The organism is Microbacterium proteolyticum (assembly GCF_029639405.1).
In the GTDB taxonomy this organism is placed as follows: domain Bacteria; phylum Actinomycetota; class Actinomycetes; order Actinomycetales; family Microbacteriaceae; genus Microbacterium.
The window spans coordinates 1,872,125-1,884,863 of sequence record NZ_CP121274.1 but is presented as its reverse complement, the minus strand read 5'-3'; the positions used below and the strand labels follow the sequence as shown (position 1 = coordinate 1,884,863).

Below are 12,739 nucleotides of genomic sequence, written 5' to 3'. Positions count from 1 at the left end.
CTAAACCTAATCGTCTCCACGTTTTCGTCGTGTTGCCGTTCGTTAACGATGTGCGTCGCCGAGGTCACGGCGTCATAACGCCCTCTAGACGGGTTCGCCGACATCCGATATTGCGGTCCGGCGCCGGCGCGACGCCACGAGCGAGTCGACGCTGAGAATCGTCAGCGCGACCCAGACCAGCCCGAACCCGATCCACCGCTCGAGCGTCATCGGCTCGTGGAGCACCCACACGCCGATCCCGAACTGGATGATCGGCGCGACGAATTGGATGAGACCCATGACCGTCAGCGGCGCCCGGCGAGCCCCGGCCGCGAACAGCAGCAACGGAATCGCGGTGATCGCTCCCGCCGATGCCAACAGGGTGGTGTGCAGGGGGCCGTTCGCGCCCATGGTGAGCCCGCTCGTCAGGGCCACGAGGATCAGCTGCACGATCGCGACCGGGAGCAGCCAGAAGGATTCGAGGGTCAGACCGCTGACGGCATCCACGGACGGGCCGATCTGCTTCTTGACCAGTCCGTAGACGCCGAACGACAGCGCCAGCGTCAGGGCGATCCAGGGGAATGCCCCGTAACCCACGACGATCACCATCACCGCGGCCACCGACAGTCCGATCGCGATCCACTGGACCGGACGCAGCCGCTCGCGGAGCACCGTGACCCCGAGCAGCACCGTGACGATGGGGTTGATGAAGTAGCCGAGGCTCGTCTCGATCACCCGGTCGTTCAGGGCGCCGTAGACGTAGGTCTGCCAGTTGACGTAGATGAGGGCGCCGGCCAGCGCCGTCAGGCCGAGGAGGCGGGGCTGGCGCACGATCGCGAGGAAGGGGCGCCACGCGCGCAGGACCGTCAGCAGGATCAGGCAGAACACGAACGACAGCAGGATGCGCCACGCGACCAGCTCCCACGGACCGGTCGGCTCGAGCTGCAGGAAGTACAGCGGCAGCACGCCCCACAGCAGATAGGCGGCGAAGGCGAACAGGCCGCCGCGGACGGATCCCGAGGCGGGCGGCGAAGCGGGGGTCACTGCCTCAGCCTAGGCGCGGGCGCCGACGCGGATCTGCCGGAGACCGTGCATTCCGCGCCAAAAGCAGAACCCCGGATGCCGAGGCATCCGGGGTTCTACGGAAATCGCAGAGCGATCAGCGCACGACCACCGCGAGGACGTCGCGGGCCGAGAGCACGAGGTACTCGTCGGCGCCGAACTTGACCTCGGTCCCGCCGTACTTGCTGTAGAGCACGCGGTCGCCGACGGTGACGTCGAGGGGGACACGGTTGCCGTTGTCGTCGATACGGCCGGGTCCGACGGCGACGACCTCGCCCTCCTGCGGCTTCTCCTTGGCGGTGTCGGGGATGACGAGACCACTCGCGGTGGTCTGCTCAGCCTCGACCTGCTTGATGACGATGCGGTCCTCGAGCGGCTTGATGGAAACCGACACGGTCTACCTCTTCTTTCTCGTTACAGAAGACTTGTCAGCACTCACGCGGGGAGAGTGCTAATCCGAGTGTAGAGAAGCGTTGGCACTCACGCAACGCGAGTGCCAACAGAATCGACACCTAGGCTGGGCCGGTGGAGATCGCCGAGCTCACCGCCCTGCTCACCCCCGCGGGGCTGACCCTGCTCGACGAGCTGGGTCCGCTCACGACGACCGACGAAGCCGCGCGCGCGGTGTCGCGACTGCGGGCCGCCGGCCACTCCCCCGATCTCGTCGCCGCCGTCGTGGGCCAGGCCCGTCTGCGCGTGAAGGCCGCCGCGAAGTTCGGTCCGTTCGCCGACCGCATGCTCTTCACCCGGGCGGGACTGGAACAGGCGACGCGGCTGTCCATCGCCGCCCGCCATGCGGGGCGGTTCCGCGCGGCCGGTGTCTCGTCGGTGGCCGACCTCGGCTGCGGGATCGGTGGAGACGCCCTCGGCCTCGCGGGGCTCGGCATCCGCGTGGAAGCGGTCGACGCCGACGAGGTCACGGCCGCGATCGCCGCGTACAACCTCGCCCCCTTCGGCGAGGCCGTCACCGTGGCGCACGGGCGCGCGGAAGACGCCGACCTCGGCGGAGTGGATGCCGTGTGGCTCGACCCCGCGCGGCGCACCGCCGGGCACGGCGAGACGCGGCGCGTGTCGGCCGACCAGTGGTCGCCGTCACTGGACTGGGTGTTCGGGCTGCTGCAGGCGCGACCCGGCGGGGTGAAGCTCGGGCCGGCGTTCGACCGCGAACTGATCCCGGACGACGTCGAGGCGCAGTGGATCAGCGCCGACGGCTCGACGATCGAACTCGTCCTCTGGTCGGGACGTCTCGCTCGCGAGGGTGTGCGCCGCGCCGCGCTCGTCGTGCGGGGCGACGACGTGTGGGAGCTCACGGCTCCCGCCGACGCGACCGACGTCGAGCCGCGCGAACTCGGCGCCTTCGTGCACGAGCCCGACGGCGCCGTCATCCGCGCGCGACTGATCGGCGAGGTCGCCCGCTCCCTGGATGCCGGGATGCTGGCGCCGGGCATCGCCTACCTGACCTCCGACGCGGCGCTCACGAGCCCGTTCGTCTCGTCGTTCCGCGTCCGCGAGGAGCTCCCGGCGGACACGAAGAAGCTCGCGCGGGCGCTGCGGGAGCGCAACATCGGCACCCTCGAGATCAAGAAGCGCGGGGTCGACGTCGACCCCGCCGTGCTGCGGACCCGCCTGTCGCTGCGGGGCGACGAGTCGGCGACGCTGCTCATGACGCGCGTCGCGGGGCGCCGCGTCGCGCTCCTCGCCGACCGCGTGGGCTGATGGGCCCGGAGATCAGACCGTCGACAGCTGCGGCAGCGCCCAGATCAGCCAGCCGCCGCTGAAGATCACCGACAGCACGGCGAGCGCGAGCGCCCAGATCGCGACGCGGCGACTGTCGTGCGCGCGGCGCAGCGAGATGATCGACATGACGATCGCGACGACGCCGAGGGGCAGCAGGACGCCGGCGAACAGCGACGCGACGAGAGCGGCGATCGCGACGGCCAGGGCCCACGGCGCGACGGACGGTGGCGCGACCGGGGCCGGCGGGCTCCAGGGCACGACGTGCTCGCCGAACGCGGCGCGCTCGAGCTGCGCCGTGGGCAGCCGGTGGTCGTCGAAGGCGTCGCCCGCGGCGATCTGCTCGGCCGCGCTGGGGGCTCCCTCCGCCTCGGCCGCCTTGAGCGCGCGCCGGCTCGGCGGCTGCGTCTCGCTCACGAGGCCGCCCGTGCGGTCAGGGGCGCCGGGGCCGTGGCATCCGGATCCTCCGCCACCTGGATCTCGGTCACCGGAAGCGTCGAATCGGCCCCGAAGGCGAGGGTCGACGGGCGGCGCCCCGAGGTGATGAGTTCGGCGGCGAGCGCCGCGATCATGGCGCCGTTGTCGGTGCAGAGCCGCAACGGCGGGATGCGCACCGAGACGCCGGCGGCGGCGGCGCGCTCGAGGGCGACATCGCGCAGACGCTTGTTGGCGATCACTCCCCCGCCGAGGAGCAGGCGCGGCACCCCGTAGCGCTCGCACGCGTCGAGGGCCTTGGTGACGAGCACATCGACGACGGCCTCGCGGAACGACGCCGCGACGTCGGCGACCGGCACCGGCTGCCCCGCCGCTTCGTGCTGCTCGACCCACCGGGCCACGGCGGTCTTCAGGCCCGAGAACGAGAAGTCGTAGCGGTGGGATGCCATGTCGGAAGCGCGCGAGAGCCCGCGGGGGAAGCGGATCGCGGTCGGATCACCCGAAGCCGCGGCACGATCGATCTCGGGGCCGCCCGGGTACGGCAGCTTCAGCAGGCGCGCGACCTTGTCGAAGGCCTCGCCGGCCGCGTCATCCATCGTCTCGCCGAGCAGCTCGACGTCGCTGGTGAGATCGCGGACGAGGAGCAGGGACGTGTGCCCGCCGCTCACGAGCAGCGCGACGGTGGGGTACTCCAGCTCGCCGGCGTCGGCGTCGAGGATGTCGGCGGCGATGTGACCGACGAGGTGGTTGACGGCGTAAAGCGGCTTGTCGAGGGCGACCGCGAGGCCCTTGGCCGCACCGACGCCGACCATCAGGGCACCGGCGAGTCCGGGGCCGCTCGTGACGGCGACGGCGTCGATCTCGTCGAGCGTCACGCCCGCCTCGGCGAGCGCCGCGTCGATCGACGGCTGCAGGGCCTCGAGGTGCGCGCGGGCGGCGACCTCGGGCACGACACCGCCGTAGCGGGCGTGCTCGTCCATGCTCGAGGCGATCGTGTTGCTCAGCAGCTGCCGACCCCGGACGATGCCGATCCCGGTCTCATCGCAACTGGTCTCGATGCCGAGCACGAGGGGCGCGTCCATCAGCACCATCCCTTTCCGGTCGTCGCCGCATCGTCGGGCGTGCGGCGGGCCGCCCACGCGCGCAGGTCGAGCTGCATCACGATCGCGTCGACGTCGTCGGGCTGGTAGTACCGCGGGCGCCGCCCGACCTCGGCGAACCCTTCCGAGGCGTACAGGGTCTGGGCGACGGGGTTGTCGGCGCGCACCTCGAGGAACACGTCGTGCACGCCGCGCCGCTCGGCTTCTTCGAGGAGTTCGGCCAGCAGCGCACGCCCGCGGCCGCGGCCGCGCGCGGTCTCGGCGATCGTGATCGTCTGGATGTCGGCATCCTTCGCCCCGCGGACGGCGCGGAGCCCGGCGTAGCCGACGAGCCGACCGGCCTCCTCGACGACGACGTACCAGCCGTGCGGAGACGCAAGCTCTTCGCGCATCATCGCCGGGCTCCACGCGTCGGTCGGGAAGGACGCGTGCTCGAGCGCCATGATGGCGTCGAGATCGTCGAGCGCCGCCGCGCGCGTGCTCACGCGCTCACCCGCTTCGGGGCGTGGGCGGCGACGACATCGGGGCTGCGCAGATACAGCGGCTCGGGGCCGGCGAGGGCGCGGCCGGCGTCCAGCGCGCGCGCCCCGACGAGCGCGATCATCGCGGCCGAAACGCTCGTCGCGTCGTGACGCACGGCTCCGGCCTCGGCGAGGCGGGCGTCGAGGTCGTCGCGGGGGCTGAGCGTGGCATCCATGATCCGGATCGGGAGTCCGTCGTCGTCGATGCCGTCGTAGACGCTGTACGCGAACTCCTTGCGGCGAGCGTCGGTGACGACGGCGAAGCGGGGGGTGTCGGTGCCCGTGAGGGCGTCGGCGAGCAGGATGCCGAGGGCGAGGCCGTCGTGACTCGGCACGGGGACGACCGGGATGCCACGCCCCAGCGCGAACGCGCGCGCGGTCGCGATGCCGACGCGCAGCCCCGTGAACGGCCCCGGGCCCATGCCGATCGCGACGTGCGTGGGGGTCGGCACGGCCTGCGAGGCTCGACGCAGCAGGTCGCCGATGACTTCGGCATGCCCGAGAGCGTTGGCGCTCTGCTCGTCGGCGAGCACTTCCCCATCGCGCGCGATCGCCGCCACCGCGGTGCCGAGGGAGGTGTCGATGCCGATGATCACCGTTCCAGGGTATCCGGGCCGCCCGACACCGGTGCCGTCGGCGGGTCGGGGGACCTCGTCCCACTCATGGCGGCGCATGTCCCGATTCCTGCTGCCCCACCGCGCCGAAAACCGCCACAAGTGGGACACGGGCCGTCTGCTCACCTGGCACAACTCCGGCAGAACGCGCCATGCCGCGTACGGCGGCCGCAGATCGCAGGAATTGCCGGAGTTCTGCAGGCATCCGGCGAGGCGCTCGGCTCCGAACAAGAGACATGGAAAGACAGTTGCGCCGACTGGTGGTGCCGACGGCCGTGGGACCGGTCGTCGCTCACGCCGGTCGACGCTCCACCGGCACCGTCGCGACGGTGCTGCTGCACGGCGCCGCGGGTTCGTGGAGAACGTGGATACCGCTGCTCAGCGCGGCCGATCGGCTCGGCATCCCTCTCGACGACGTCATCGCGATCGACCTGCCCGGGTGGGGCGAGTCGCCCGGTCCGATGCCCGATCCCGCGGCCGCCGCGGAGGCGGTCGTCGCGGTGGCGCGCGCCCTCGGCTATCCGCGATGGCGCGTCGTCGGGCACTCCCTGGGCGCCGTGGTCGCCCTCGACGTCGCGGCGCGGTTCCCCGCGCAGACCGTCGCCGTCGGGCTCGTCTCCCCCACCGGCGCCGGGGTGCGCGCCGTGGTCCGGCGGCCCGCCACCGGATGGCTGACGCTCCCCGCATTCGGGGGCATGGTCGCGGCGATGGCGATCCTCCGGAGCCTCGGTCCCCTCGCGCGGCCGCTGCTGCACGGGCTGCGCCGCATCGGCGCACTGCGGGTGTTCGCCCGACCGCTGTTCCGGCATCCGGACCGCGTCGACCCGGCCGTCTCCGACGCGCTGGCCGACGAGATCCGCCCGGCCGCCTTCCTCGACGCGGCGCGGGCCGCCCGGACACACGACGACGCCGCCTGGAAGCGGATCACCGCGCCGGTGCGTGCCGTTCGCGGTCGCCACGACGTCTTCGCCGGGCACCACGACGCGCGTGACGCCCGCCGCCGCATCCCCGGCTACCGCGAGACCGTGCTCGACGACAGCGGCCACTTCGCCCACGTCGAGCAGGCGTACGAGACGCTGCGCGCCCTGCGCGACGTCTGGACCGCAGAGCCCGACCGCCGCTCGAGCGCGTCGCGCGACCGCCAGCCGACCTGAGCCGTCACGGCCTCCGCGACACCGTCACCGTCCGCGGAGCGTCCGCATCCAGGTCGAGGGTGTGCGGGGCGATCTCGCCGCACGCGTTGTCGACGCCGCGTCCGCCGGTCTGGCGGGATATCTCGATCTCCCACCAGTGGTCGGCGAGGTGGTCGGCGACGCCGCGGCCCCATTCCACGATCACGACGGAGTGCTCCACGTCGATGTCGAGGTCGTCGAGCTCGACGGCGGCGCCGAGCCGATAGGCATCCACGTGCACGAGAGGGGCACCACCGACGAGCGACGGATGCGTCCGCGCGATCACGAACGTCGGGCTCTGAACCGGACCCCGGATGCCGAGCCCCTCGCCGATCCCGCGGGTCAGGGTCGTTTTGCCGGCGCCGAGCGGACCGGTGAGCACGACCACGTCGCCGGGCTCGAGGGCCCGGCCGAGCGCGCGCCCGAGCTCCTCCATGTCGGCGGGGCCGGCGACCTCGCGCTCGCCTCGCAGCTCGTCGGGAACGCTCACGCCCCGACCTCCCGTCGCGGCACGCGCGCGCCGATGCGCGTCACGATCTCGTAGTCGATGGTGTCGGCGGCATCCGCCCAGTCTTTCGCCGACGGCACGCCGAGCGTCGGGTCGCCGAACAGCACCGCCTCGTCACCCACGGCGACGGGGTGGTCGCCGACGTCGACGACGAACTGGTCCATGGCGATGCGGCCCGCGACCGTGAAGCGCCGGCCGTTGATCGTCACGGGGCCCCGATCCGATGCCTGGCGCGGCACGCCGTCCGCGTACCCGAGGGGGACGAGCACCAGCGTGGTGTCGGTCTCGGTGCGGTACGCGTAGCCGTACGAGACGCCGGCGCCGGCGGGCACGCGGCGGACCGCGGCGACCGCACCGCGCAGCGTCATCGCGGGACGAAGGCCCAGGTCTGCCGAGGACCGGTCGTGGAATGGCGAGATGCCGTAGATGCCGATGCCGATGCGCACCGCGTTCAACCGCGCCGCGGGCAGGGCGATCGCGGCGTGCGTCGCCGCGATGTGCCGCAACGGCGGGTTCAGCCCGGCGGCCGCCGCGAGCACGACGCCCTCCTCGAACTTCGCCAGCGCGGCCAGGTCATCGGCCTCGCTCGTGTTCGACAGGTGAGAGAAGAGCCCGACGACGCGAAGGCGCCCGATGCGCTCGAGGCGCGCGGCCTCGGAGAACACCACGCGCCAATCCGCGGGCGCGATGCCGTTGCGCGACAGACCCGTCTCGATCTTCAGGTGGACGGCCGCGGGCCGATCGCCCTGCGCCGCGTCGCCCGCGCGCAGCAGCTGGTCTATGTCGGAGATGCCGAGCTCGATGTCCTCACGGACGGCCTCGGCGAAGGACGCTCCGGGGGCGTGCAGCCACGCGAAGAGCGGCGCGCGGATTCCTCGGCGCCGGAGGGCCAGCGCTTCGTCGATGTCGGAGACGCCGATACGCGTCGCGCCGCCGCGGAGCGCCGCGACGGCCGCGCGATGGGCACCGTGCCCGTACCCCTCGGCCTTGACGACCGCGATGACCTCGACGCCGGTCAGGCGACGCAGGTGCCGCACGTTCTCGGCGATCGCGTCGACGTCGATCAGCGCTTCGCGCAGGACTCCGGATGCCATCCTCATGCGACGCCCTCCCGGGTCGGTTCAGCGGGCCCGGCCTCGGACGCGGAGGGGCCCGCCTCGGCGATGACGTACGCGGTGGCGAGCGCCGCGTCGTGCGACATCGACAGGTGCAGCGCGGTGATTCCGCGCGCGGACACCGTCGCCGCGGTCTCGCCGGTCAGCGTGAACGTCGGGCGACCCGAGGGCTCGGGCGTCACCTCGATGTCGGTCCAGTACACCCCGTCGGACCCGCCGAGCGCTTTGATCAGCGCCTCCTTCGCGGCGTACCGGGCGGCCAAAGAGCGGGGCTTGAGCAGCCGCTCCGCCGGAGCGAAGAGTCGCTCGAGAAGGCGCGGGGTCCGCGCGAGCTGCTGCTCGAAGCGCGGCACGTCGACCAGGTCGACGCCGATTCCGACGATCATGCGCCCTCCCTCCCTGGCATCCTGTCCATTCTGCCGTGAGGACGGTCGTCGGGCCGCGCGGCGGGAGGGGCAGTCTCAGGATGCCGGCGTGGTCCGGTCGAAGCGGGTGATCGACGCCCACTCCCCGAACTCCGGCACCGGCTCCCAATGAGTGGACACGTCGATGTCGCGGTAATCCGCCTGCTCGGTCACGTTCGCGACCTTGTCCGTCCGGCGCCAGTGCATCGACCCATCCGGGCGATACCGGTAATTCGTGTTCGTCACGCATCCCGACCGGGTGTAATACGTCGACTCATCCGGGTAACGGAAAGCAAAGATCTCCGTTAGGAACATCATTCCATTTTCATGCTTCAGAAAAAGGAATTTGAAACGGATACGACAGAGCTGATCATGGAAGCTTACGCTGATGAAGTTCCGCCCCGGGTTGACTTCCATCGAATATTCGGGCGCCGCCCCATCGGGAACACCCTCTGCATATGCCGCAACCGCGAACCACTCCTCCTCGCCCCCTTCATCGAACCGGCGGCGCGCCTCACCCTCCGTTACGACACCACCCATCACCAGGAGCCGGCTGTTCCACGCCCTGCCGTACACGGTGCGCATCGCGCGTTACGCCCCCACCGGCTTAGTCCGGTCGAAGCGGGTGATCGACGCCCACTCCCCGAACTCCGGCACCGGCTCCCAATGAGTGGACACGTCGATGTCGCGGTAATCCGCCTGCTCGGTCACGTTCGCGACCTTGTCCGTCAGGCGCCAGTGCATAGAGCCATCCGGGCGATACCGGTAATTCGTGTTCGTCACGCACCCCGACCGGGTGTAGTACGTCGTCTCATCCGGGTAACGGAAATCGTAGATCTCCTCCAGGAACATCACGCCCGCATCCGTCTTCCCGAACAAAAACTCAAAACGCACCCGGCACAACTGATCGTAGAAACTCAAACTGATGAACCCACCCTGCGGGGTGACCTCCATCGTGTACTCCGGCGCCGCCCCATCCGGAACACCATCCGCATACGCCCCGACGCTGAACCAGTCATCCTTGCCCCCGCTGAGGTAACGCAGCCGTGCCTGCTCCTCGCCGATCACGCCGCCAATACGCAGACGCACTTGGTTCCACGCCCTGCCGTACACGGTGCGCATCCCCCGCTACGCCCCCACCGGCTTAGTCCGGTCGAAGCGGGTGATCGACGCCCACTCCCCGAACTCCGGCACCGGCTCCCAATGCGTCGACACATCGATGTCGCGGTAATCCGCCTCCTCGATCACACCCTTCACCGCATCATCGCGATACCAATGCATCGACCCATCCGGCCGATACCGATAATTCGTCGTCAACACACTCCCCGACCGCGTGTAGTACGTCGACTCATCCGGGTAACGGAAATCGTAAATCTCCTCCAGGAACATCACGCCCGCATCCGTCTTCCCGAACAAAAACTCAAAACGCACCCGGCACAACTGATCGTAGAAACTCACACTGATGAACCCACCCTGCGGGGTGACCTCCATCGTGTACTCCGGCGCCGCCCCATCCGGAACACCATCCGCATACGCCCCGACGCTAAACCAGTCATCCTTGCCACCTTCGAGGAAACGACGACGAGCCTCGTCCACCGTTACGACACCACCCATCACCAGGAGCCGACTGTTCCAAGCCCTCCCGTACACAGTCCTCAAGATCAAGCTCCTAGTCGTAGACATGGCCGCGCACATCCCTGATGTGCACTTCAGGGTCAAAGGTTCTGCAGTACTCGATCAGATAGCGAGGAATTTCGGCTCTCTGCACCGGCACTTCGAGGAATGGTTCACCGCGGAGGCGCCGCCCATCCGCGAGCACCGTACCCGGCGAATACTTCCGCTCGATCTCCGCGATGTACCGCTTCGCGGTCTCCTCCGATATCTCGCTTAGCTGGGTGTACTTCCGCGAGACGATCTCGCGACCGGAGACGTACGAGTCGAGTCGCTTCCCGTCAGCCGTGAGCACCTCGTTCTCAGGGTATCGGGGTCGCTGTTCGTAGTCGAAGGCGACACCGTTCCACCGCTGGCGTTCCCATGGCAGCAGGTCGTCGCGGTCGAGGATACGTTGCAGCCATTCGGGGGTGTGCTCGAACCGGGGATGCACGGCGGCATCCACGCCCTGGCCGGAATGTGCACCGTCTCCGGGGTCCGTCCCCGGCGGAACGTCGTCGCGCGGACCGTGACCCGAAAGGTCGTCCGGGGTTCCGCCGTGGAGATCGTCGCCGGGGCCCGCGCCGATCCCGTCGTCGCCATGGCCCCAACCTGCGCCGCTCCCGCCGTGGCCCCCACCACGCCCGCCGCCCGCGGCCTCGGCGATGTGCCCGTGGCCGCCGCCCGACTCGGCGCCGGCGCCCGTCTCGGACCGCGGAGGCGACTCGTCGACGATCGAGGCGACCGGCCCGGGTCCGGTCTCGCCACGGACGCCACCCGCGGCGACGAGCTCGGGCTCACGCACCGGGACAGCAGCATCCACCGCTCCGCCCCCGCGGGCCTCTGGCCACGCGCCCGGCGGCAGTTCGATGCGCCCCGCAGGGAGAGTGCTGGTCGGCGGGAACTCGTAGACGGGGATGCCAGCGTCGGTGCGCGCCACCACCGTGTTCATGTCGACGCCCGCGTCCTGCAGCGTCCGCATCGCCGTCTCGGCGTCCGGAAGCGTCAGAGGCGCCGCGACGTGGGACGACACGTCATCGGCCCACGAGGGGCGGAGACGGTCCACGGCCGCCTCGATGACACGCGACATCCCGGACGACAGCTTCCCGACCCCCGCGGCGAGATGCGAGGTCAGGTCGAAGAACTGCCCGGCGCGCGCGGTCCCTCGCACGATCGCCGACCCGACTTCGCCGGTGCGGGCGATCGCCGAGGTCGCGCCCGCCGCCGTCTTCACCCCCGAAACCGCCGCGCCGGCGGGAACGAGGATCGTGCCGACATTGAAGACGGACTCGCCCAGCGCGGTACCGGGATCGTCCTGCCACTTGTCCCATGCGATCAGGGCCTTGCCCGTGGTGAGCCACGCCTCGCCCGCGTTCGCGCGGAGCTGCTGCACCTCCGGGGGAAGGAACCGCGCCCCGAACATGCCTGCGACGTCGTCAGCCCACAGGATCGACCGATTCGGTTCCGACTGCAGAGCGAGGCCGACGCCGAGCTGCAGCATCCCACCCCAGGCGGCTCCGTACGCGTCCGGGGAGAAAAACGTCCACGTCGCAGGGTCGAACCCCACGGTCAACGTCAAGAGCCCGCCGATCGTGCCGCCGAGGCCGCCGACGATGATGCCCTCCCAGAGGAAGTCCTTCACCACGAACCGCACCGTGCCCTCCGCGCAGTCCTCGGTGCGCTCCACCTCAGCGCCCCACGGCACGTCGGTGCCCTCGGGGATTTCGGAGATGCCGTATCCGAGAGCGTCGTCCTCGGACGTGGCGGCGTGCAGCGGCTGGGCGCCGTACAGGGCGCGGATGCGGTTGGCGCAGGCGCGTTCGGCCTCCCACAGCTTCACCTGCTGCGCGTTGACCGCCGCGATCAGCTCGTTGTTGCGGTCGACGTGCTCCTGCGACTCGTGCCACTCCTTCGTGACCGTGCGGTACTGCTCCGGCGCCGCAGCGGTCGACGACCCCGTTGTCGACGAGCCCCACGAACCCTGATACGTCGGCATCGCGGTCGCTCCGCCGTACGACGACTGCGCGGCCGTCCACGCCGGGTTCACCTCCTGCACCCGCACGCCGCTCCGAATCGAGTCGACGAAGGCCTGCGCCTGCGCGCGCAGCGAGTCCAGCTCCGCCTTGATCGGACGCACATCCGCGGCGAACGCGACCAGCGCGGCCGACACCTCCGCCAGGTTGTCACCGACCTGGGTCGCCTGCGACGACACCGGCGCCATCAACCCCAGCAGCGTCGGCGATTCCGGAGCCTCGTACACCCCGGCCATGCCCTGCCACTTGAAGTGGACGTTCGAACCGTGCTCGGACACCTGACCCGAGATCGTCCCGATCGTGCGGGCGTTCTCCTCGACGACCTCCGGCTTGATCTCGTCCCCCGGGATCTCACCGACCTTGATCGCGTCCGGCATCACATCACCCCGTGCGGAAAGCTCATTACTCGGCC

The 12,739-nt window shown here is 70.6% G+C and carries 15 protein-coding genes; 2 read left to right on the top strand and 13 right to left on the bottom strand.

Going from position 1 to position 12,739, the window contains the following annotated elements; all coding sequences use genetic code 11:
* Positions 1–84 precede the first annotated feature (84 nt).
* Together rarD and groES are read right to left on the bottom strand one after the other, a co-directional pair.
* Entirely contained in the window at positions 85–1,023 is a 939-nt protein-coding gene (rarD, locus tag P8R59_RS09595; RefSeq protein ID WP_278103745.1) for an EamA family transporter RarD, read from the bottom strand.
* A 115-nt stretch (positions 1,024–1,138) separates the two neighbouring features.
* Positions 1,139–1,435, bottom strand: coding sequence for a co-chaperone GroES (gene groES / locus P8R59_RS09590; protein ID WP_076491199.1), 297 nt, complete (start codon positions 1,433–1,435; stop codon positions 1,139–1,141).
* Positions 1,436–1,566: 131 nt separating this feature from the next.
* Here groES and P8R59_RS09585 point away from each other — a divergent pair, with 131 nt between their 5' ends.
* Positions 1,567–2,757 (top strand): class I SAM-dependent methyltransferase, encoded by a 1,191-nt coding sequence (locus P8R59_RS09585; protein ID WP_278103744.1) that lies wholly within the window; start codon positions 1,567–1,569, stop codon positions 2,755–2,757.
* A 12-nt stretch (positions 2,758–2,769) separates the two neighbouring features.
* On the opposite strand, the gene P8R59_RS09580 is transcribed toward P8R59_RS09585, so the two are convergent.
* Genes P8R59_RS09580 through tsaB form a run of 4 tightly spaced genes read right to left on the bottom strand, consistent with a single transcriptional unit; the run spans position 2,770 to position 5,427 of the window.
* Positions 2,770–3,192 carry a hypothetical protein gene (locus P8R59_RS09580; protein ID WP_278103743.1) on the bottom strand — a complete coding sequence of 141 codons (423 nt, stop codon included), beginning with the start codon at positions 3,190–3,192 and terminating at the stop codon, positions 2,770–2,772.
* A complete protein-coding gene (gene tsaD / locus P8R59_RS09575; RefSeq protein ID WP_077050660.1) occupies positions 3,189–4,292 on the bottom strand; it encodes a tRNA (adenosine(37)-N6)-threonylcarbamoyltransferase complex transferase subunit TsaD in 1,104 nt (367 codons plus the stop codon). The genes P8R59_RS09580 and tsaD overlap by 4 nt, the downstream gene beginning before the upstream one ends.
* A complete protein-coding gene (gene rimI, locus P8R59_RS09570) occupies positions 4,292–4,753 on the bottom strand; it encodes a ribosomal protein S18-alanine N-acetyltransferase (RefSeq protein ID WP_202401054.1) in 462 nt (153 codons plus the stop codon). Before rimI ends, tsaD begins: the two co-directional genes overlap by 1 nt.
* Positions 4,754–4,791: 38 nt before the next feature.
* Complete coding sequence (tsaB, locus tag P8R59_RS09565) at positions 4,792–5,427, bottom strand: tRNA (adenosine(37)-N6)-threonylcarbamoyltransferase complex dimerization subunit type 1 TsaB (protein WP_278103805.1); 636 nt, start codon at positions 5,425–5,427, stop codon at positions 4,792–4,794.
* Positions 5,428–5,681: 254 nt separating this feature from the next.
* Between tsaB and P8R59_RS09560 the strand changes: the two genes are divergently transcribed.
* Complete coding sequence (locus tag P8R59_RS09560) at positions 5,682–6,599, top strand: alpha/beta fold hydrolase (RefSeq protein WP_278103742.1); 918 nt, start codon at positions 5,682–5,684, stop codon at positions 6,597–6,599.
* Positions 6,600–6,603: 4 nt separating this feature from the next.
* Here P8R59_RS09560 and tsaE read toward each other — a convergent pair whose 3' ends face one another.
* The 7 genes from tsaE to P8R59_RS09525 all read right to left on the bottom strand — a co-directional run bounded on the left by tsaE (position 6,604) and on the right by P8R59_RS09525 (position 12,704).
* Positions 6,604–7,107 carry a tRNA (adenosine(37)-N6)-threonylcarbamoyltransferase complex ATPase subunit type 1 TsaE gene (gene tsaE / locus P8R59_RS09555; RefSeq protein WP_278103741.1) on the bottom strand — a complete coding sequence of 168 codons (504 nt, stop codon included), beginning with the start codon at positions 7,105–7,107 and terminating at the stop codon, positions 6,604–6,606.
* Complete coding sequence (gene alr / locus P8R59_RS09550; RefSeq protein ID WP_278103740.1) at positions 7,104–8,225, bottom strand: alanine racemase; 1,122 nt, start codon at positions 8,223–8,225, stop codon at positions 7,104–7,106. The genes tsaE and alr overlap by 4 nt, the downstream gene beginning before the upstream one ends.
* On the bottom strand, positions 8,222–8,626 hold the full coding sequence (locus P8R59_RS09545) for a holo-ACP synthase (protein WP_077050604.1): 405 nt from the start codon (positions 8,624–8,626) through the stop codon (positions 8,222–8,224). The genes alr and P8R59_RS09545 overlap by 4 nt, the downstream gene beginning before the upstream one ends.
* A 75-nt stretch (positions 8,627–8,701) precedes the next feature.
* Complete coding sequence (locus P8R59_RS09540; RefSeq protein WP_278103739.1) at positions 8,702–9,229, bottom strand: hypothetical protein; 528 nt, start codon at positions 9,227–9,229, stop codon at positions 8,702–8,704.
* A gap of 6 nt (positions 9,230–9,235) precedes the next feature.
* Complete coding sequence (locus tag P8R59_RS09535; RefSeq protein ID WP_278103738.1) at positions 9,236–9,766, bottom strand: hypothetical protein; 531 nt, start codon at positions 9,764–9,766, stop codon at positions 9,236–9,238.
* A gap of 6 nt (positions 9,767–9,772) precedes the next feature.
* On the bottom strand, positions 9,773–10,258 hold the full coding sequence (locus P8R59_RS09530) for a hypothetical protein (RefSeq protein ID WP_278103737.1): 486 nt from the start codon (positions 10,256–10,258) through the stop codon (positions 9,773–9,775).
* 55 nt (positions 10,259–10,313) lie between these two features.
* Positions 10,314–12,704 carry a hypothetical protein gene (locus tag P8R59_RS09525; RefSeq protein ID WP_278103736.1) on the bottom strand — a complete coding sequence of 797 codons (2,391 nt, stop codon included), beginning with the start codon at positions 12,702–12,704 and terminating at the stop codon, positions 10,314–10,316.
* Positions 12,705–12,739 lie beyond the last annotated feature (35 nt).

Bases quoted from the DNA above. Each gene is read 5' to 3' on its own strand.
- tsaD (WP_077050660.1), bottom strand. From the start codon at position 4,292: ATGGACGCGCCCCTCGTGCTCGGCATCGAGACCAGTTGCGATGAGACC.
- rimI (WP_202401054.1), bottom strand. From the start codon at position 4,753: ATGGCGCTCGAGCACGCGTCCTTCCCGACCGACGCGTGGAGCCCGGCG.
- P8R59_RS09560 (WP_278103742.1), top strand. From the start codon at position 5,682: ATGGAAAGACAGTTGCGCCGACTGGTGGTGCCGACGGCCGTGGGACCG.
- alr (WP_278103740.1), bottom strand. From the start codon at position 8,225: ATGAGGATGGCATCCGGAGTCCTGCGCGAAGCGCTGATCGACGTCGAC.
- P8R59_RS09545 (WP_077050604.1), bottom strand. From the start codon at position 8,626: ATGATCGTCGGAATCGGCGTCGACCTGGTCGACGTGCCGCGCTTCGAG.
- P8R59_RS09540 (WP_278103739.1), bottom strand. From the start codon at position 9,229: ATGCGCACCGTGTACGGCAGGGCGTGGAACAGCCGGCTCCTGGTGATG.
- P8R59_RS09535 (WP_278103738.1), bottom strand. From the start codon at position 9,766: ATGCGCACCGTGTACGGCAGGGCGTGGAACCAAGTGCGTCTGCGTATT.
- P8R59_RS09530 (WP_278103737.1), bottom strand. From the start codon at position 10,258: ATGGGTGGTGTCGTAACGGTGGACGAGGCTCGTCGTCGTTTCCTCGAA.
- P8R59_RS09525 (WP_278103736.1), bottom strand. From the start codon at position 12,704: ATGCCGGACGCGATCAAGGTCGGTGAGATCCCGGGGGACGAGATCAAG.